The 17,875-nt window shown below is 65.6% G+C and carries 13 protein-coding genes and 1 other RNA gene; 7 read left to right on the top strand and 7 right to left on the bottom strand.

The genetic code is table 11. The features are described from left to right. Nucleotide 1: 1 nt before the first annotated feature. Nucleotides 2-1,837 (bottom strand): DNA polymerase III subunit gamma/tau, encoded by a 1,836-nt coding sequence (locus N2605_RS01430; RefSeq protein WP_225127007.1) that lies wholly within the window; start codon nt 1,835-1,837, stop codon nt 2-4. Nucleotides 1,838-1,932: 95 nt separating this feature from the next. Next, nucleotides 1,933-2,029, bottom strand: an RNA gene (gene ffs, locus N2605_RS01425) — signal recognition particle sRNA small type. A 199-nt stretch (nt 2,030-2,228) separates the two neighbouring features. On the opposite strand from ffs, the gene N2605_RS01420 reads away from it, so the two are divergent. The 4 genes from N2605_RS01420 (at nt 2,229) to N2605_RS01405 (ending at nt 5,136) form a co-directional block, all read left to right on the top strand. Further along, nucleotides 2,229-2,648, top strand: a complete 420-nt coding sequence (locus N2605_RS01420) for an HIT domain-containing protein (RefSeq protein WP_036041788.1) — start codon at nt 2,229-2,231, stop codon at nt 2,646-2,648. A 10-nt stretch (nt 2,649-2,658) separates the two neighbouring features. Beyond that, complete coding sequence (gene nudC / locus N2605_RS01415; protein ID WP_225150836.1) at nt 2,659-3,600, top strand: NAD(+) diphosphatase; 942 nt, start codon at nt 2,659-2,661, stop codon at nt 3,598-3,600. Between the two features lie 11 nt (nt 3,601-3,611). Beyond that, nucleotides 3,612-4,529, top strand: coding sequence for a sugar kinase (locus tag N2605_RS01410; RefSeq protein WP_260345605.1), 918 nt, complete (start codon nt 3,612-3,614; stop codon nt 4,527-4,529). Nucleotides 4,530-4,626: 97 nt separating this feature from the next. Further along, nucleotides 4,627-5,136 carry an Lrp/AsnC family transcriptional regulator gene (locus N2605_RS01405; RefSeq protein ID WP_025032510.1) on the top strand — a complete coding sequence of 170 codons (510 nt, stop codon included), beginning with the start codon at nt 4,627-4,629 and terminating at the stop codon, nt 5,134-5,136. A gap of 162 nt (nt 5,137-5,298) precedes the next feature. Here N2605_RS01405 and N2605_RS01400 read toward each other — a convergent pair whose 3' ends face one another. The 4 genes from N2605_RS01400 to N2605_RS01385 all read right to left on the bottom strand — a co-directional run bounded on the left by N2605_RS01400 (nt 5,299) and on the right by N2605_RS01385 (nt 11,549). Then, the gene (locus tag N2605_RS01400; RefSeq protein WP_036026482.1) at nt 5,299-6,798 is read right to left on the bottom strand and encodes a phosphomannomutase/phosphoglucomutase; all 1,500 of its coding nucleotides are present in this window, start codon (nt 6,796-6,798) and stop codon (nt 5,299-5,301) included. Nucleotides 6,799-6,999: 201 nt separating this feature from the next. Then, nucleotides 7,000-7,512 (bottom strand): TIGR02281 family clan AA aspartic protease, encoded by a 513-nt coding sequence (locus tag N2605_RS01395; RefSeq protein WP_260345604.1) that lies wholly within the window; start codon nt 7,510-7,512, stop codon nt 7,000-7,002. 127 nt (nt 7,513-7,639) lie between these two features. Continuing rightward, the gene (gene hrpB, locus N2605_RS01390) at nt 7,640-10,114 is read right to left on the bottom strand and encodes an ATP-dependent helicase HrpB (protein WP_260345603.1); all 2,475 of its coding nucleotides are present in this window, start codon (nt 10,112-10,114) and stop codon (nt 7,640-7,642) included. Nucleotides 10,115-10,232: 118 nt separating this feature from the next. Then, on the bottom strand, nt 10,233-11,549 hold the full coding sequence (locus N2605_RS01385) for a UDP-glucose dehydrogenase family protein (protein WP_225157260.1): 1,317 nt from the start codon (nt 11,547-11,549) through the stop codon (nt 10,233-10,235). 203 nt (nt 11,550-11,752) lie between these two features. On the opposite strand from N2605_RS01385, the gene N2605_RS01380 reads away from it, so the two are divergent. From N2605_RS01380 to N2605_RS01370, 3 genes are all read left to right on the top strand, one after another. Further along, the gene (locus N2605_RS01380) at nt 11,753-12,820 is read left to right on the top strand and encodes an acyltransferase family protein (RefSeq protein ID WP_225157259.1); all 1,068 of its coding nucleotides are present in this window, start codon (nt 11,753-11,755) and stop codon (nt 12,818-12,820) included. Between the two features lie 194 nt (nt 12,821-13,014). Next, on the top strand, nt 13,015-16,095 hold the full coding sequence (polA, locus tag N2605_RS01375; protein ID WP_260345602.1) for a DNA polymerase I: 3,081 nt from the start codon (nt 13,015-13,017) through the stop codon (nt 16,093-16,095). A 269-nt stretch (nt 16,096-16,364) separates the two neighbouring features. Then, on the top strand, nt 16,365-17,000 hold the full coding sequence (locus N2605_RS01370) for a LysE family translocator (RefSeq protein WP_260345601.1): 636 nt from the start codon (nt 16,365-16,367) through the stop codon (nt 16,998-17,000). Between the two features lie 159 nt (nt 17,001-17,159). Here the strand turns inward: N2605_RS01370 and N2605_RS01365 are convergent, their stop codons facing one another. After that, nucleotides 17,160-17,786 (bottom strand): glutathione S-transferase family protein, encoded by a 627-nt coding sequence (locus N2605_RS01365; RefSeq protein WP_036026473.1) that lies wholly within the window; start codon nt 17,784-17,786, stop codon nt 17,160-17,162. Nucleotides 17,787-17,875 lie beyond the last annotated feature (89 nt).

Raw genomic sequence — 17,875 nt, 5'->3', positions numbered from 1 at the left:
TTCAGAGATCGTCGCCGTCGGAACCGTCGGGCGGATCGTCGCTGCCATAGTCGGCGTTAATATCGGTTTCCGGCGTCTCGGGAGCAAGCCTGCGGACCTCGACGACCTTGGCGCCGGGGAAACGCGACAGCACCTCCTGCACGCGCGGATCGGCTTCCGCGGTACGGGCATGCTCCTGCTTGGCCGCCTGGTTCACCGAACGCAAAGTCGGCTGGCCCTGCTCGTTGGAGACGATCACGGTCCAGCGGCGGCCGGTCCACAGCTCGAACTTCTTCGCAAGTTCCGAGATCATGGTCTTGGAAGCGTTGGGCTCGAGCGCGACTTCCAGCCGCCCCTCCTCGAAACGGACGAGGCGCATGTCGCCTTCGAGCGCGCTCTTGGTCATGATGTCGCGCTTCTGCCCTGCGAGCGCAACCAGCTGGGTGAAGCTCGCGATGCGCAGCTGGGGCGCCGCCCCTTGCGTATCCGGCGCGGGGGCCGCCATCTGCGGCCGGGCGCCACCGCCAAACGCTGGAGCCGAGGCTGTCGGCATGCGCACGGGCGCAGCTGACATCGGCGCTGCGGAGGCAACCGGCGCGGCCGGCGCGCCGTTGCGCGCGCTACTTCCGCCGTTCACGACCGGCGAGCCGCCGCCGTTCTGCTCGAGCATTCTGATCGCTTCGTCGGGCGTCGGCAGGTCGGCGACATAGGCGATGCGCACCAGAACCATTTCGGCCGCGGCTGCGGGACGCGTTGCGGCCTGCACCTCGGCGATGCCCTTAAGCAGCATCTGCCACATCCGCGACAGCACGCGCATCGAGATCTTGGAGGCGAACTCCTTGGCGCGCACCCGCTCGGTCTCGCCATAGGCGACGTTGTCGGCGGTCGCCGGGATGACCTTCACACGGGTGACGAAATTGACGAACTCGGCGAGGTCCGAGAGCACGACGATGGGATCGGCGCCGACATCGTATTGGTCGCGGAACTCCTTGAAGGCGGACGCGATGTCGCCGCGCGCCAGCGACTCGAACAGGTCGATGACCCGGGTGCGGTCGGCAAGGCCCAGCATCTGCCTGACGGCATCGGCCTTCACCTGCCCCGCCGCATGCGCGATCGCCTGGTCGAGCAGCGACAGCGAATCGCGCACCGAGCCCTCCGCGGCGCGCGCAATGATGCCGAGCGCTTCCGGCTCGATCTCGACGTTTTCCTTCGCCGCAATGCTGGCGAGGTGCTTCATCAGCACGTCGGCCTCGACGCGGCGCAGGTCGAAGCGCTGGCAACGCGACAGCACAGTGACCGGAACCTTGCGGATCTCCGTCGTCGCGAACACGAACTTGGCGTGCTCGGGCGGTTCCTCCAGCGTCTTCAGGAAGGCGTTGAACGCCGCCGTCGACAGCATGTGGACTTCGTCGATGATGTAGACCTTATAGCGGGCGCTGGCCGGGGCATAGCGCACGCTGTCATTGATCTGGCGGACGTCGTCGACGCCGGTATGCGAGGCCGCGTCCATCTCCAGCACGTCCATGTGCCGGCTTTCCATGATCGCCTGGCAATGAACTCCCAACGTCGGCATGTGGATGGTCGGCCCCTTCACCGATCCATCCGGCATCTCGTAGTTGAGTGCGCGGGCGAGAATGCGCGCGGTGGTGGTCTTACCGACCCCGCGGACGCCGGTGAGAATCCAGGCCTGCGGAATGCGGCCGGTCTCGAACGCATTGGAGACGGTACGGACCACGGCCTCCTGGCCGATCAGGTCGTCGAACGAGGATGGGCGGTATTTGCGCGCCAGAACCCGGTAGGGCGCATTGCCGGCCTGGCCGGCGCTATCGGGATCGGGAGGGGCGCCAGCGTCGGTCATCGGTCGATCCGCAATGAAATGTCTCTTGGCCGGCTTTTGCGGAAAGGAGCGCGCTGGCGGCTGGTGCCGCCGGCGCTGGTTCGCTCGAAAAACAGGTAGGAGACTGACGAGCGACCCGATCCGGACCTCGTTAGGGCTGCTTCCTTCCGGACCTGACCCGGTTGGCGAGTGGCTCGTCCACCGCCAATCTCCCGGTCCCTATTTGGGGCCAAAGGGAGCGGAAAGCAAGCGGGGTCTGGGGCTGTTCCGACGGCGCTTGGGGACTTCCGGCGCCGAATTCGCCCTCATTCGGCCTGCCCCACCGGGTCCGACGCATAAGGACCACGGCGCATACGGATGTTGTCTGGGGGCGTGGTCTCTGCGACGGTAAGAATCAATCCAGAGAGCCTTCATGCCCGAACCCGCCTGGTCGCTGCACTCCCGCTTGAAAGAGGACACCATCGATATCGGCGATCTGCCGCTGTCGAAGGTGCTGGTCATCAAGGACGCGCATTATCCCTGGCTGCTGCTGGTGCCGCGGCGCGCCGATACGGTCGAGATCATCGATCTCGACGAGGTGCAGCAGGCGCAGTTGATGACCGAGATCTCCCGCGTCTCGCGCGCGCTGAAGGAGATCACCAAATGCGACAAGCTCAACATCGCCGCGCTCGGCAACCTCGTGCCGCAGCTGCATGTCCACATCATCGCACGCCGCACCAGTGACGCCGCCTGGCCACGGCCGGTGTGGGGCGTGATGCCGCCGCTGGCACACGACGCCGCGGAGGTTCAGAATTTCATCAGCGCGCTTCGCCGCAAGATCTGGTTGGGTTGAAAGAACAATAATGTCAGCATTCAACGCGTTTCCGCTGGGGCAGCCGGCCTTCGTCACCAACGTCCTCGACCGCGCCGCGCATCTGCGCCGCGACGACGAAAAGCTGTTCGCGCTGGAGCAGAAGCCATCCTCGCGCGCCTACGTGGTCTATCGCGACTCGCTGCTGGTAAAGCGCGAGGGCGACAAGGTGCGCGCGCTGCTCGGAATCGACGAAGCGCTGAAATGCGGCGCCAATCCCGGCACGGTGTTCCTCGGGCTTCGCGACGGTGCGGCCGTGTTCGGCATGGGCCTGTCGCAGGCCGCCGCCGAGAAGCTGGTCGGCCGCGAGGATTATACCGTGACCGAGCTGCGCGGCATGGCGATGCAGGGCGCGATCCCGCCCGAGGAGCTCTCGGCCGTCGCGATGGCGAAGTCGATGGTGGGATGGCATCAGCGCCACGGCTATTGCGCCAATTGCGGCGTACGCACCAGCATGAAGGAAGGCGGCTGGAAGCGCGACTGCCCGAGTTGCAAGGCCGAGCATTTTCCGCGCACCGATCCGGTTGTGATCATGCTGGTGGCGTCCGGCGACAAGTGCCTGCTCGGACGCCAGAAGCAGTTTCCGGCAGGGATGTATTCCTGCCTCGCCGGCTTCGTCGAGGCGGCCGAGACCATCGAGGACGCGGTGCGCCGCGAGATCTTTGAGGAGTCCGGGATCCGCTGCACCGACGTGCAATATTACATGACCCAGCCCTGGCCCTATCCGTCGTCGCTGATGATCGGCTGCAGCGCGCGGGCGTTGAACGAGGACATCGTCGTCGATCGGATGGAGCTGGAAGACGCGCGCTGGTTCACGCGCGAGGAGGCGGCGAAGATGCTGACGCGGACGCATCCTGACGGGCTCGCCGGCCCGCATCCGTTCGCGATCGCCCATCATCTGCTCGGCCGCTGGGTACACGACAAGAGCAGCTGAGCCGAACGACGATGGCCGGGACCGCGCCGCGCATCCTCTGCATCGGCATGCCGGTGCGCGACCTCATCCTGCGCGTCGAGGCCTTGCCCGAACGCGGCAGCAAGGCGAACGCCAGCCATCTCGCCGAAGTGTGCGGGGGCAACGCGCTCAACGCTGCCATCGCGATGGCGCGGCTCGGCGGCCGCGTCGCGTTCGGGGGGCCGATGGGCGATGCGCGGGAGACGTCGACCGCTTTCATCCTCGCGCAGATGGCGCAGGAGGGCGTCGATAGCACGCACATCGTGCGCATGCCGGGCCTGAGCACGCCGGTCTCGGCGATCATGATCGAGCCCTCCGGCGAGCGGACGCTCACCATCTATCGCGATCCCGCGCTGTGGACCGTGAGGCTGCCCGAGGCCGATGCGCTGCTTGCCGATTGTCAGGCGGTGCTCGTCGAAAGCCGCTGCGCGGCGTTCGCGACCTCGTTTTGCGCCGAGGCACGCCGGCGCGGCATTCCCGTCATCGTCGGCGTCGACCGCGCGATGGCGCTGCAGGACGGCCTGCTCACGGCCGCCTCGCATCTGCTGTTCGCCAGCGCCCAGCTGCAGGAGACGGCCGGCATCGCTGACGACGGTGCGGCCTTGAAGCGCCTGGCGGAGCTGACGCCCGCCTTCCTCGCGGCCACCCGCGGCCCGCACGGCGCGATCTGGCTGAACCAGGCGGGCACGCTGGAGGAAACACCAGCCTTCCCGGTCCAGGCGGTCGATACGCTCGGCGCCGGCGACGTCTTCCATGGCGCGTTCGCGCTCGGCCTCGCCGAGGGTAAGGGGTTGCGGGAAGCGATGCGATTCGCCGCGGCCGCCGCAGCGCTGAAATGCATCCGCCATGGCGGCGGCCTGGCTGCCCCGCAACGCGCTGAAGTTGAAGAGCTTTTACAAGGCAAGCTCTAGAGCGATTCCACTGACGCGCCGAGATTATGGGCTTGCCGTGGAAAGATTTTCTCTATATCAGGGAAATCTGCCCCTGAAATGAAACAAAGTTCTTCAAATGACTGATGTCGCCGTCCAAATTCCCGAGACCAGCCGCCGCCTCGACGCCATCGACCGCAAGATCCTGATGGTGCTCCAGGAAGACGCCTCCCTCTCCGTCGCCGAGATCGGCGACCGAGTCGGCCTGTCCTCGACCCCCTGCTGGAAGCGCATCCAGCGCCTGGAGGCCGACGGCGTGATCATCAAGCGCGTCGCCCTCGTCGACCAGAACAAGATCGGGCTCGGCATCTCCGTGTTCGTGTCGGTCGAGAGCTCCGATCATTCGGATGCCTGGCTGAAACGGTTCGCCGAGGCCGTCAGCGCCATGCCGGAGGTGATGGAGTTCTATCGCATGGCTGGCGACGTCGATTACATGCTGCGCGTCGTGGTCGCCGACATGCAGGCCTATGACGTGTTCTACAAGAAGCTGATCAGCGCCGTGCCGCTGAAGAACGTCACCTCGCGCTTCGCGATGGAAAAGATCAAGTCGGTGACGGCGCTGCCGATCCCGGCGGTGGTGGCGGCTTAATTTACGCCACACGGAAAGTGTCATCGCCCGATTTAATCGGACGATCCAGTATTCCAGAGACGCCGGTGATAGAATCGAGAAGCCGCGGGGTACTGGATGCCCCGGTCAAGCCGGGGCATGACAGCGGAGCGAGAGGGACGGATCGCCTCTCTCAGGTGCTCCTCAAATCTTCTGATTGTACTCGCCGACTTCGGGATGCGTGCGCAGCACGCTGTTCACCATCTCGAACATGTCGTGCATGCGCTGCTCCGAGACCGGGCTTTCGACCACGACGACGAGCTCGGGCTTGTTGGACGAGGCGCGCACCAGGCCCCAGCTGCCGTCCTCGACCGTGACGCGCACGCCGTTGACGGTGACGAGATCGCGGATCGCCTGCCCCCCGATCTTCGCACCCTTCGCTTGCAGGCCTTCGAAGTGCTTCACCACCTTGTCGATGACGCCGTATTTGGTCTCGTCGGCGCAATGCGGCGACATGGTCGGCGACGACCAGGTCTTCGGCAGCGCGTTCTTCAAATCGGCCATCGACTTGCCGGGCGCGCGGTCGAGCATGTCGCAGATCGCGAGCGCCGAGACCAGGCCGTCATCATAGCCGCGGCCATAGGGCTTGTTGAAGAAGAAGTGGCCGGACTTCTCGAAGCCCGCGAGCGCGCCGGTCTCGTTGGTACGGCGCTTCATGTAGGAATGACCGGTCTTCCAATAGGCGGTCTTTGCGCCCTGCTTCTGCAGGACGGGATCGGTGATGAACAGGCCGGTCGATTTCACGTCGACAATGAACTGCGCGTCCTTGTGGATCGCCGACATGTCGCGCGCCAGCATCACGCCGACCTTGTCGGCAAAGATCTCCTCGCCGGTGTTGTCGACCACGCCGCAGCGGTCGCCATCACCGTCGAAACCGAGGCCGACATCGGCCTTGTGCTGCAGCACTGCGTCGCGGATCGCGTGCAGCATCTCCATGTCTTCCGGATTCGGGTTGTATTTCGGGAAGGTGTGGTCGAGCTCGGTGTCGAGCGGGATCACCTCGCAGCCGATCGCTTCCAACACCTGCGGCGCGAATGCACCGGCGGTGCCGTTGCCGCAGGCCGCGACCACCTTGAGCTTGCGCTTGAGCTTCGGACGAGAGGTGAGGTCGGCGATGTAGCGCGCCGGATAGTTCTCGTGGAACTGGTAGGAGCCCCCGGCTTTGTTCTTGAATTCCGCGTTCAGGACGATCTCCTTCAGCCGCGTCATCTCGTCAGGGCCGAAGGTCAGCGGGCGGTTGGCGCCCATCTTCACGCCGGTCCAGCCATTGTCGTTGTGGGAGGCCGTAACCATCGCAACGGCGGGCACGTCGAGATCGAACTGCGCGAAATAGGCCATCGGCGTCACCGCAAGACCGATATCGTGCACCTTGCAGCCCGCCGCCATCAGGCCGGAGATCAGCGCGTATTTGATCGAGGCCGAGTAGCCGCGGAAATCGTGGCCGGTGATGATCTCCTGTTTGACGCCGAGCTCGGCGATCAGCGCGCCGAGCCCCATGCCGAGCGCCTGCACACCCATCAGGTTGATTTCCTTCTGGAACAACCAGCGCGCGTCGTATTCGCGAAAGCCCGTCGGCTTCACCATCGGCTCGGATTCGAAGGCGTAGGTGTTGGGCAACAATACGGATTTCGGCTTCGGGAACATTGAGTCGGTCTCGTGAAAGGGGGGGGCGGGAGTTGCTGCAGGCTTAGCGAATGCCAAACCGCAGCGAAAGGCGGGAATGAAGGCTTATGGCCGATAATTGCGGCAGTTTGGTAACGAAGAAACGTTACCGGGAGGGCGGCCGGAGCAAGGATATCATCTTCTTGAAATTGGCGACCGCGCGATCGCGCGGGGGGCGCGCCTCTACTGCTCCAGCACCATCTGCCCGTTGGCGTACTCAAAACGCTTCAGGCGGGACAGAAAGGAGAGGCCAAGCAGGTTCTCCGACAGCGCCTCGTCTGGCAGGACCATGGCATCGACGTCGCGCACGATGAGACCGCCGACGTCGAGCATGGCGATGCGGGTGCGCGCGGCCTTGATGGTGCCGTTGGCGGTGGAGACGGTGGCGTTGTACTCGCCGCGCGAGGGACGGAGACCAAACCGGGCGGCCGAGGTCTCGTTCAGCGCAACGACGGAGGCGCCGGTATCGATCATGAAGCCGATGCGCTGGCCGTCGATGCGGCCCTCGGCCTGGAAATGACCGCGGGCGTCACGGGCAATGGCCAGGCTGCGGCCGCCGGCCGGCGCTGTGGCCGCGACTGCGACCGTCGTGCGCGGCACTGACGTGGCGGAAGCCGAGCTCATCTTGTCCGCCATCTGCGCCATGAAGGTGCCGAGGACGATCATGACGGCCGCGATGATCATAATGTTACGCATCACACCACTTCCGAGCCGAAAGCTCGATTTCATCACGCGACGAGGCCGGCGGCGAGCGAAGGCACGCCGGGGCTCCTGTCATTTTGACGAAAAGGATGAGCGGAGGGTTAATGCCGGTTGCGAGTTCTCACGTCCCGCGCGGCTTCGCCCGCCTTGTCGGCACGGCGCTCGCGGGATCGTCGGGCCAGGGGTGACGCGGGTAGCGGCCGCGCAGGTCGGAGCGGACGGCGGCGTAGCTGCCGCGCCAGAAGCCGGGCAGATCGCGCGTCACCTGCACCGGACGCTGGGCCGGCGACAGCAATTCCAGCACCAGCGGCACCTTGCCGGCGGCGATCGAGGGATGGGTGTTGAGGCCGAACAATTCCTGCAGCCGCACCGCGATGGTCGGTCCCTGCTCGGCCTCGTAGTCGATCGCGAGCACGCTCCCCGTAGGCGCCTCGAAATGGGTCGGCGCCTCGCGATCGAGCCGTGCGCGCATCTCCCACGGTAACAGCGCCATCAGGGCATCGGAGAGATCGCCCGCGGAGATGTCCTTGAGCGCGATCTTGTCGTAGAGCGCCGGCACCAGCCAATCATCGCGCCGCGCGATCAGGCCGTCTTCCGACAGGTCGGGCCAGCTGTCGCCCTCGGCCTTGCGCAGGAACATCACGCGATCACGCCATTGCTTGGCGGCCTTCGACCAGGGCAGCCGGTCGAGGCCCGCGGCGATCAGGCCATCTGCGAAGATGCGCGCGGTGTCCTCCGAGGGCGATACTGATAGCGTCGCCTCGGACAGCGTGATCGCGTGCAGCACGCGCTTGCGCCGCGCCCGCAGCGCCATCGCGCCGCGATCAAAGGAGATTTCCTCGGCGGTCTCGATATGCTCGGCGAAATGCCGCTCGATCTCGTCCTCGGTGATTTGCGCGGCGAGCAAGATGCGACCGCTCGCCGCCGTCCCCGTCATCTCACCGATCGCAATGTAGGGCGCACGGGCGAGCGAGGAGGTCTGCTCGATGGAAGCGCCGCGGCCGTTGGCCAGCACGAAACTGCCATTGCCGCGATTGCGCGCGACGCGGTCCGGAAACGCGTAAGCGAGCATCAGGCCGGTCGAGAGATCCTCCTGTTGCGCCACCTTCTCCGACGCCGCGACCTGCGAGGCCCAGCGGCGCGCGAGATCGCGCGCGCTTGCCGCGCGCGGCGAGCGGTCGCGGCGAAACTGGTCGCGGCGGTGCTCGAGATCGACGCTGTCGCCGCCCAGGCCGCGCTCGGTGATGATGGCCGCGATCTCGGCGGCGGCTTCGCCCTCGCCGGCTCGATGCGAATCCACGATCATGCGCGCCAGCCGCGGCGGCAGCGCCAGCGCACGCAGGCTCTTGCCTTCGGCGGTGATGCGACCGTCGCCGTCGAGCGCGTTGAGCTCGCTCAGCAGGCTCTTGGCTTCCTTCCAGGCCGGCTGCGGCGGCGGATCGAGGAACGATAGAGCCGCGGGATCGCTGACGCCCCATTGCGCCAGATCGAGCACCAGCGAGGACAGGTCGGCGCTGAGGATTTCCGGCTGGGTGTACGGCGCGAGCGATGCGGTCTGCGGCTCGTCCCAGAGCCGGTAGCAGACGCCGGGCTCGGTGCGGCCGGCACGGCCGCGGCGCTGGTCCACCGCCGCGCGCGAGGCGCGCACGGTCTCGAGCCGGGTCAGGCCGATATCGGGCTCATAGCGCGGCACGCGGGCAAGACCGCTATCGACGACGATACGCACGCCCTCGATGGTGAGCGAGGTCTCCGCGATCGAGGTTGCCAGCACCACCTTGCGCGTGCCCTTGGGTGCCGGCGCGATGGCGCGGTCCTGCACGGCGGCATCGAGCGCGCCGAACAGCGGCACGATCTCGACGGAGGCGTCCTGCACGCGCTCGGAGAGGAAATTCTGCGTGCGGCGGATCTCGGCGGCGCCTGGCAGGAAGGCCAGCACCGAGCCGCTATCGGCGCGCAGCGCAGATGCGATCGCATCCGCCATCTGCCGCTCGATCGGCGCGTCCGCCTTGCGGCCGAGATAGCGTGTCTCGACCGGAAACGCACGGCCCTCGCTCTCGACGACGGGGGCATCGCCGAGCAGCCTTGCCACCCGCGCACCGTCGAGCGTCGCCGACATCACCAGGATGCGCAAATCCTCGCGCAAGCCGGTTTGCGCATCACGCGCCAGCGCGAGGCCCATGTCGGCGTCGAGCGAGCGCTCGTGGAATTCGTCGAACAGGATCGCGGCAACGCCGGAGAGTTCGGGATCGTCGAGGATCTGGCGGGTGAAGATGCCCTCGGTCACCACCTCGATGCGCGTCGCGCGCGAGATCTTCGAGCCGAAGCGGACACGATAGCCGACGGTTTCGCCGGCGCGCTCGCCGAGCGATTTGGCCATGCGGTCGGCACTGGCGCGCGCGGCGATGCGGCGCGGCTCCAGCACGATGATCTTCTTGTCCTTGGCCCAGGGCGCATCGAGCAAGGCCAGCGGCACGCGCGTGGTCTTGCCGGCGCCGGGAGAGGCCACCAGCACTGCGGCGTTGCTGGCCTCCAGCGTACGCGACAAATCGTCGAGCACGGCATCGATCGGGAGGGGCGTGTCGAAACTGCGGGGCAAGATCTATCCACTCGTCATGCCCGGGCTTGTCCCGGGCATCCACGTCCTCGACCAGAAAACAGACGTGGATGGCCGGGACAAGCCCGGCCATGACGAATTTATGTGGAGCTGGGAACGATCAGCCCTGCACCGCCGGCCGACCGACGCTCTCGTAGACGAAGCCGGCGGCTTCCATGTCTTCGGGGCGGTAGATGTTGCGGAGGTCGACGACGACCGGCTGCGCCATGGTCGCCTTCAACCGGTCGAGATCGAGCGCGCGGAACTGGACCCATTCGGTGACGATGACGAGAGCGTCGGCGCCTTGCGCGCAGGCATAGGCGTCCTCGCAATAGGTGATATCGGGCAATTCGCCCTTGGCCTGCTCCATGCCGACGGGATCGAACGCCTTCACCTTCGCGCCCATGTCGATCAGGCCCGTTACCAGCGGGATCGACGGCGCATCGCGCATGTCGTCGGTGTCGGGCTTGAAGGTGAGGCCCAGCACCGCAACGGTCTTGCCGCGCAGATTGCCGCCGAGCGCCTGGCTCACTTTGCGCGCCATCGCGCGCTTGCGGTTCTCGTTGACCGCCAGCACCGATTCGACGATGCGCAAGGAGACGTCGTAGTCCTGCGCGATCTTGATCAGAGCCTTGGTGTCCTTCGGGAAGCACGAGCCGCCGAAGCCGGGACCGGCATGCAGGAATTTCGTGCCGATGCGGTTGTCGAGCCCGATGCCGCGCGCGACCTCCTGAACGTTGGCGCCGGCCTTCTCGGACAGATCGGCGATCTCGTTGATGAAGGTGATCTTGGTCGCGAGGAACGCGTTGGCGGCGTATTTGATCATCTCGGCAGTGCGGCGCGCGGTGAACATCAGCGGCGCCTGGTTCAGCGACAGCGGACGGTAGATGTCGCCCATCACCTTGCGGCCGCGCTCGTCGGAGGTGCCGACCACGATGCGATCCGGGAATTTGAAATCGCGGATCGCCGCACCCTCGCGCAGGAACTCAGGGTTCGAGGCGACAACCACGTCGGCCTTGGGATTGGCCTCGCGGATGATGCGCTCGACCTCGTCGCCGGTGCCGACCGGCACGGTCGATTTCGTCACCACCACGGTGAAGCCGGAAAGCGACTGCGCGATCTCTTTCGCGGCGGCGTAGACGTAAGACAGGTCGGCGTGTCCGTCGCCGCGGCGCGAGGGCGTGCCGACCGCGATGAACACGGCATCGGCATCGGCGACCGGCTGCTTCAGGTCGGTGGTGAAGTCGAGCCGCTTGGCTTTCACATTGTTCGCGACCAGCTCGTCGAGGCCAGGCTCGTAGATCGGGATCTCGCCGCGATGGAGTGCCGCGATCTTCCTCTCGTCCTTGTCGACGCAGGTGACGTCGTGGCCGAAATCCGCAAAGCAGGCGCCGGACACCAATCCCACATAGCCCGTGCCGATCATCGCAATTCGCATGAAAAATCCTGTTCCAGCTTGGTTAACGGACGTCCAACTCAGCCCAATCCGGGGCGGTTTAGCATTTTCCCGAGGCCATGGAACAGTCCGCATGCAAAAACCGGCCCGCGATTTGAACCGGTAAAGAAGTCGGAAACTACTGGGCTCCAAACTGCCCCAGGCCCGCACAGGCACGGGCGGAACGCGCCTCGAAAAGGGACACCATGGCACGATCAGGCACAATCGCGGCGGCCAGCCCCTCCACGGCCGCTTCGGGCGCGCGTATCGACTGGGTCGACTACGCCAAGGGCATCTGCATCGTCATGGTGGTGATGATGCATTCGGTGCTGGGGGTGGAGCTTGCCGCCGGGCAGACCGGGTTCATGCACGTGCTCGTAGCCTTCGCAAAGCCGTTCCGGATGCCGGATTTCTTTCTGATTTCGGGCTTGTTCCTGTCCCTGGTGATCGATCGGGACTGGCGAACCTATCTCGACCGCAAGGTGGTGCATTTCGCCTATTTTTATGTCGTCTGGGTGACAATCCAATTTGGTTTCAAGGCCCCGGCCTTTGCGGCCGAGACCAGCTGGCAGCATGTTGGCCTGCTGTATCTCGAATCTTTCATCGAGCCGTTCGGCACGCTGTGGTTCATCTATCTGTTGCCGGTCTTCTTCGTCGTCACGAAACTGACACGCAAGGTCCCATCGCTCGCGGTCTGGCTCGTCGCCGCCGCGCTGGAGACCGCGCACATCACGACCGGCTGGACCGCCATCGACGAGTTCTGCGCACGCTTCATCTATTTCTATTCGGGCTATTTGTTCGCGCCCTACGTGTTCGCCCTGTCGGACCGGGCGCGGAAGCATCCGGCGCTGGCGCTTGCAGCGCTCGCTGCCTGGGCGCTGATCAATGCCGGCCTCGTCGCAGCGGGCGCCAGCGAGTGGGCGATCGTCTCGCTCGCGCTCGGCTTCGCCGGCGCCTGCGCCATCATCGCCGCGGGCACGCTGCTCGCGCGGGCGCACTGGCTCAACTTCCTCCGCTTCTGCGGCGAGCATTCGATCGTGATCTATCTCGCCTTCTTCTTGCCGATGGCGGCGACGCGGACGCTGCTGCTGCGCACGGGCATCATTCCTGATATCGGCACGGTGTCGCTGCTCGTCACTATCGCCGGCGTGCTCGGTGCGCTGGCGATCTGGCAGGTCGCGCTCCGCCTCAATGCGCGCTTCCTGTTCGAGCGGCCCGATGCGTTCTGGATCGCGCCGAGGAAGGCGGGCGTGCGGTTACAGGCAGCGGAGTAGCTGCCCTCTCGGTGTCGTCGCCCGGCTTGACCGGGCGACCCAGTAGCGGAGGCGCCAGCGATTGAACCGAGAAGCCGCAGCGTACTGGATTCCCCGCTTTCGCGGGGAATGACAGCGGGGGATAGTCGCGCTACCGGCCCAAAAATCTGCCTCCCAAGGCTGTCAAAGTCCGCAAAAATTCATACATTGCGGCCATGCCCAAGACATCTCCGAAGACCACCGCCAAAGCTGACATCAAGGCCGCGCCGAAAGCTGCCGCAGAGACCAAGCCCGCTGTTGCCAAGGCTGCTGCCAAACCGGTCGCGGCAAAGGCGGCCGGAAAGGGCGACCACGTCTTCCTGGTCGATGGTTCCTCCTACATCTTCCGCGCCTATCACGCGCTGCCGCCGCTGAACCGCAAATCCGACGGGCTCCAGGTCAACGCCGTGCTCGGCTTCTGCAACATGCTGTGGAAGCTGCTCCGCGAGATGCCCGAGGACAATCGGCCGACGCATCTGGCCATCATCTTCGATAAGTCGGAGATCACCTTCCGCAACAAGATCTATCCGGACTACAAGGCGCACCGGCCGCCGGCCCCCGACGATCTCATTCCGCAATTCGCGCTGATCCGCGAAGCCGTGCGCGCCTTCGACCTGCCCTGCCTGGAACAGATCGGCTTCGAGGCCGACGATCTCATCGCGACCTATGTGCGCCAAGCCTGCGAGCGCGGCGCCAGCGCCACCATCGTGTCGTCCGATAAGGACCTGATGCAGCTCGTCACCGATTGCGTCACGATGTACGACACCATGAAGGACCGCCGCATCGGCATATCAGAGGTGATCGAGAAGTTCGGCGTGCCGCCGAACAAGGTGGTCGAGGTGCAGGCGCTCGCGGGCGATTCCACCGACAACGTGCCGGGCGTACCCGGCATCGGCATCAAGACCGCGGCGCAGCTGATCACCGAATATGGCGATCTCGACCAATTGCTGTTCCGCGCCGGCGAGATCAAGCAGCCCAAGCGGCGCGAGGCGCTGCTCGAGAATGCGGAGAAGGCGCGCATCTCGCGGCAACTCGTGCTGCTCGACGACAAGGTCGAGTTGGAGGTGCCGCTGGACGACCTCGCCGTCCACGAGCCCGACGCGCGCAAGCTGATCGCCTTCCTCAAGGCGATGGAATTCACGACGCTGACGCGGCGCGTCGCCGAATATGCGCAGATCGATCCTGCCAATGTCGATGCCGATCCCGGCTACGCCAGCGGCGCCAGCGTGTTCACGACGCTGCCGCCTTCGGACGTCGTGCCCACACCAGGCACGGGAACTCCGGCGCCAGCCCGGCCGAACCAGCCCAACAAATCGGCAGGCAAGGAGGACAAGGCTGCGAGCCCGAAGGGTGCGCCGATCTCGCTCGCCGTCGCGCGCGAAGAGGCGCTGCGCAAGCTTCCTGTCGATCGCGGCAAATACCAGACCATCAAGACGCTGAAGGAGCTCGACGCCTTCATTGCGCGCATCCATGACGCCGGCCATGTCGCGATCGAGACGAGAGCGAGCTCGATCGATCCGATGCAGGCCGATCTCTGCGGCATCGCGCTGGCGCTGGCGCCGAACGAGGCCTGCTACGTGCCGCTGGCGCACAAGCAATCCGGCGGCGGCGCCGGCCTGTTCGATGCCGGCCTCGCGCCGGATCAGGTCAAGCATGACGACGCGCTGCAAGCGCTGCGGCCGGTGCTGGAATCGACGGGCATCCTCAAGATCGGCTTCGACGTCAAGTTCACGGCCGTGATGCTGGCGCAGCACGGCATCACCCTGCGCAACATCGACGATGCGCTGCTGATCTCCTACGTGCTCGATGCCGGCCGCGGCTCGCATGCGCTCGAATCGTTGTCGGAGCGCTGGTTCGGCCATGCCATGCTGAAGGACAGCGAGCTGCTCGGCAGCGGCAAGGGCAAGATCACCTTCGACCAGGTGCCGATCGACAAGGCCGCACCGCTGTCAGCCGAAGGCGTCGACATCGCGTTGCGGGTGTGGCGCGTGCTGAAGCCGCGCCTGGTTTCCGAGCACATGAGTGCGGTCTACGAGACGCTGGAGCGGCCGCTGGTCTCCGTGCTTGCGCGTATGGAGCGGCGCGGCATCTCGATCGATCGCCAGGTGCTGTCGCGTCTGTCCGGCGACTTCGCCCAGACCGCAGCGCGCGTCGAGGCCGAGATCCAGGAGATCGCGGGCGAGCCGGTCAATGTCGGCAGCCCCAAGCAGATCGGCGACATCCTGTTCGGTAAGATGGGATTGCCTGGCGGCACCAAGACCAAGACCGGCGCGTGGTCGACCACCGCACAGGTGCTCGACGAGCTCGCCGAGCAGGGCCACGACTTCCCGAAGAAGATTCTGGAGTGGCGCCAGGTCTCCAAGCTGAAATCGACCTACACCGACGCGCTGCCGACCTACGTCAACCCGCAGACCCACCGCGTGCACACCACCTACGCGCTGGCTGCGACCACGACGGGGCGCTTGTCGTCGAACGAGCCGAACCTGCAGAACATTCCGGTGCGTACCGAGGACGGCCGCAAGATCCGCCGCGCCTTCATCGCCACGCCCGGGCACAAGCTGGTCTCGGCCGATTATTCACAGATCGAGCTGCGGCTGCTGGCCGAGATCGCCGATATTCCGGTGCTGAAGCAGGCGTTCCGCGATGGGCTCGACATTCACGCCATGACCGCGTCGGAAATGTTCGGTGTGCCGATCAAGGGCATGCCGAGCGAGATCCGCCGCCGCGCGAAAGCGATCAATTTCGGCATCATCTACGGCATCTCCGCCTTCGGCCTCGCCAACCAGCTCGGCATCGCGCGCGAGGAAGCCTCCGCCTACATCAAGAAGTATTTCGAGCGGTTCCCCGGCATCCGCGCCTATATGGACGAGACGCGCGATTTCTGCCGCAACCACGGCTACGTCACCACGCTGTTCGGCCGCAAGTGCCACTACCCCGACATCAAGGCTTCGAATGCCTCGGTGCGCGCCTTCAACGAGCGCGCCGCGATCAACGCGCGGCTTCAGGGCACCGCCGCCGACATCATCCGCCGCGCCATGACCCGCGTGGAGGATGCGCTGGCCGCGAGGAAGCTGTCGGCGCAGATGCTGCTCCAGGTGCACGACGAATTGATCTTCGAGGTGCCGGACGACGAGGTCGAGGCAACGCTCCCCGTCGTGCAGAAGGTGATGCAGGATGCGCCGTTCCCGGCCGTGCTGCTCTCGGTGCCGCTGCATGTCGACGCCCGCGCCGCGAACAATTGGGACGAGGCGCACTAGCGCACTTCCTTACCTCTCCCCGCTTGCGGGGAGAGGTCGGATCGCTCCTGCGATCCGGGTGAGGGGGTACAGGTTCATCGACGACCGCCGGTTGGAGAAAGCCCCTCACCCCAACCCTCTCAGGGCGAGCGAAGCTCGTCCCGGCCCCGTAAGAACCGGGGCGAGGGAGCACACCGGCGCAAGACCTCGATTGTCCTCCGAGCAATTGCGCGATGGCCGCGCGATCCCGCGCATACTAGAACCGTGCCATCTCCCGCACCGGTTCAACCATGCCCCACACCTCCGCCTTGCTCGGCTTCGCCCTCGTCAGCCTCGGCCTCGTGCTCACGCCGGGACCGAACATGATCTACCTGATCTCGCGCTCGATCACGCAAGGCGGCGCGGCCGGCATCGTCTCGCTCGGCGGCGTGGCGCTCGGCTTCGTGTTCTACATGCTGTGCGCGGCGTTCGGTATCACGGCGCTGTTGCTCGCCATTCCTTTCGCCTATGACGCGCTGCGCTTTGCCGGCGCCGGCTATTTGCTGTGGCTCGCCTGGCAGGCGGTGAAGCCGGGCGGACGCTCGCCGTTCCAGGTGAGGAAACTCGCGGTCGACAGCCCGCGCAAATTGTTCGTGATGGGCTTCATCACCAACCTGCTCAACCCGAAGATCGCGATGCTGTATCTGGCGCTGCTGCCGCAGTTCATCGATCCCACAGCGGGCAGCGTGCTGACGCAGTCGGTGGTGCTGGGCGCGATCCAGATCGCGATCAGCGTCAGCGTCAACGCGATGATCGCGCTCGCGGCCGGATCGATCGCGCTGTTCCTGGCGAACCGGCCGAGCTGGATGCTGGTGCAACGCTGGCTGATGGGCGCCGTGCTGGCGGGACTCGCGGTGCGGATGGCGGTGGAAGCGAAGAGGGTGTGAGGATGGTCTTCACCTCTCCCCGCCTGCGGGGAGAGGTCGAATTCGATCGCAGATCGAATTCGGGTGAGGGGGTACAGGTCTCTCGACCATCTCGCATGGGGAGAGAGGCCCCTCACCCCAACCCTCTCCCCGTAAGAACGGGGAGAGGGAGAAGAGAGCTTAATCCAGCTTCGCCTCCATCCCCCGCTTCACGGCCGGGCGCGCCATCAGGGCCTCGTACCAGCGCTTGACGTTGGGGAAGTCGGCCAGATCAACCTTGTGGCGAGGATGGCGCCAGGCCCAGCCCAGGATGGCAAAATCGGCAACCGAGAGCTCGCCGGCGACGAAGTCGCGCCCCTCCAGGCGGCGGTCGAGCACGCCGTAGAGCCGGCGGGTCTCGGCCATGAAGCGCTTCAGGCCGTAGGCCCGGTCCTGCTCGTTCTCGAGTGCGATGAAATGGTGTACCTGGCCAGGCATCGGGCCGAAGCCGCCCATCTGCCACATCAGCCATTCGTAGACCGGAATGCGCTGGATAAGCGATTTCGGCAGGAATTTGCCGGTCTTTTCGCCGAGATAGAGCAGGATCGCGCCGGATTCGAAGATGCTGACGGGCTTGCCCTCAGGCCCCTCGGGGTCGACGATCGCGGGGATCTTGTTGTTGGGCGAGAGGTTGAGGAACTCGGGCGCCATCTGCTCGCCCTTGGTGATGTTCACCGGGATCACCTTATAGGGCAGCCCCATCTCCTCCAGCGCGACCGAGATCTTGCGGCCGTTCGGCGTGTTCCAGGTATAGAGCTCGATGGTCATTCCGTGTCCTTCCCCAAGAGGCTTGCCCGAAGGCTTGCCCCCTCACCTACTCCAGAAGGTTGCGCCCTCACAACCGGCGGACCGGGATG

Source organism: Bradyrhizobium yuanmingense (genome assembly GCF_025200905.1).
GTDB lineage: Bacteria > Pseudomonadota > Alphaproteobacteria > Rhizobiales > Xanthobacteraceae > Bradyrhizobium > Bradyrhizobium yuanmingense.
This window is presented reverse-complemented; position numbering and strand designations above follow the sequence as displayed.

Coding starts and splice junctions, on each gene's coding strand:
- N2605_RS01365 (WP_036026473.1), bottom strand. CDS start 17,786: ATGACCATCGAGCTCTATACCTGGAACACGCCGAACGGCCGCAAGATC.
- N2605_RS01395 (WP_260345604.1), bottom strand. CDS start 7,512: ATGCGTAACATTATGATCATCGCGGCCGTCATGATCGTCCTCGGCACC.
- N2605_RS01430 (WP_225127007.1), bottom strand. CDS start 1,837: ATGACCGACGCTGGCGCCCCTCCCGATCCCGATAGCGCCGGCCAGGCC.
- N2605_RS01400 (WP_036026482.1), bottom strand. CDS start 6,798: ATGTTCCCGAAGCCGAAATCCGTATTGTTGCCCAACACCTACGCCTTC.
- nudC (WP_225150836.1), top strand. CDS start 2,659: ATGTCAGCATTCAACGCGTTTCCGCTGGGGCAGCCGGCCTTCGTCACC.
- N2605_RS01410 (WP_260345605.1), top strand. CDS start 3,612: ATGGCCGGGACCGCGCCGCGCATCCTCTGCATCGGCATGCCGGTGCGC.
- N2605_RS01380 (WP_225157259.1), top strand. CDS start 11,753: ATGGCACGATCAGGCACAATCGCGGCGGCCAGCCCCTCCACGGCCGCT.
- N2605_RS01370 (WP_260345601.1), top strand. CDS start 16,365: ATGCCCCACACCTCCGCCTTGCTCGGCTTCGCCCTCGTCAGCCTCGGC.
- N2605_RS01385 (WP_225157260.1), bottom strand. CDS start 11,549: ATGCGAATTGCGATGATCGGCACGGGCTATGTGGGATTGGTGTCCGGC.
- N2605_RS01420 (WP_036041788.1), top strand. CDS start 2,229: ATGCCCGAACCCGCCTGGTCGCTGCACTCCCGCTTGAAAGAGGACACC.
- polA (WP_260345602.1), top strand. CDS start 13,015: ATGCCCAAGACATCTCCGAAGACCACCGCCAAAGCTGACATCAAGGCC.
- N2605_RS01405 (WP_025032510.1), top strand. CDS start 4,627: ATGACTGATGTCGCCGTCCAAATTCCCGAGACCAGCCGCCGCCTCGAC.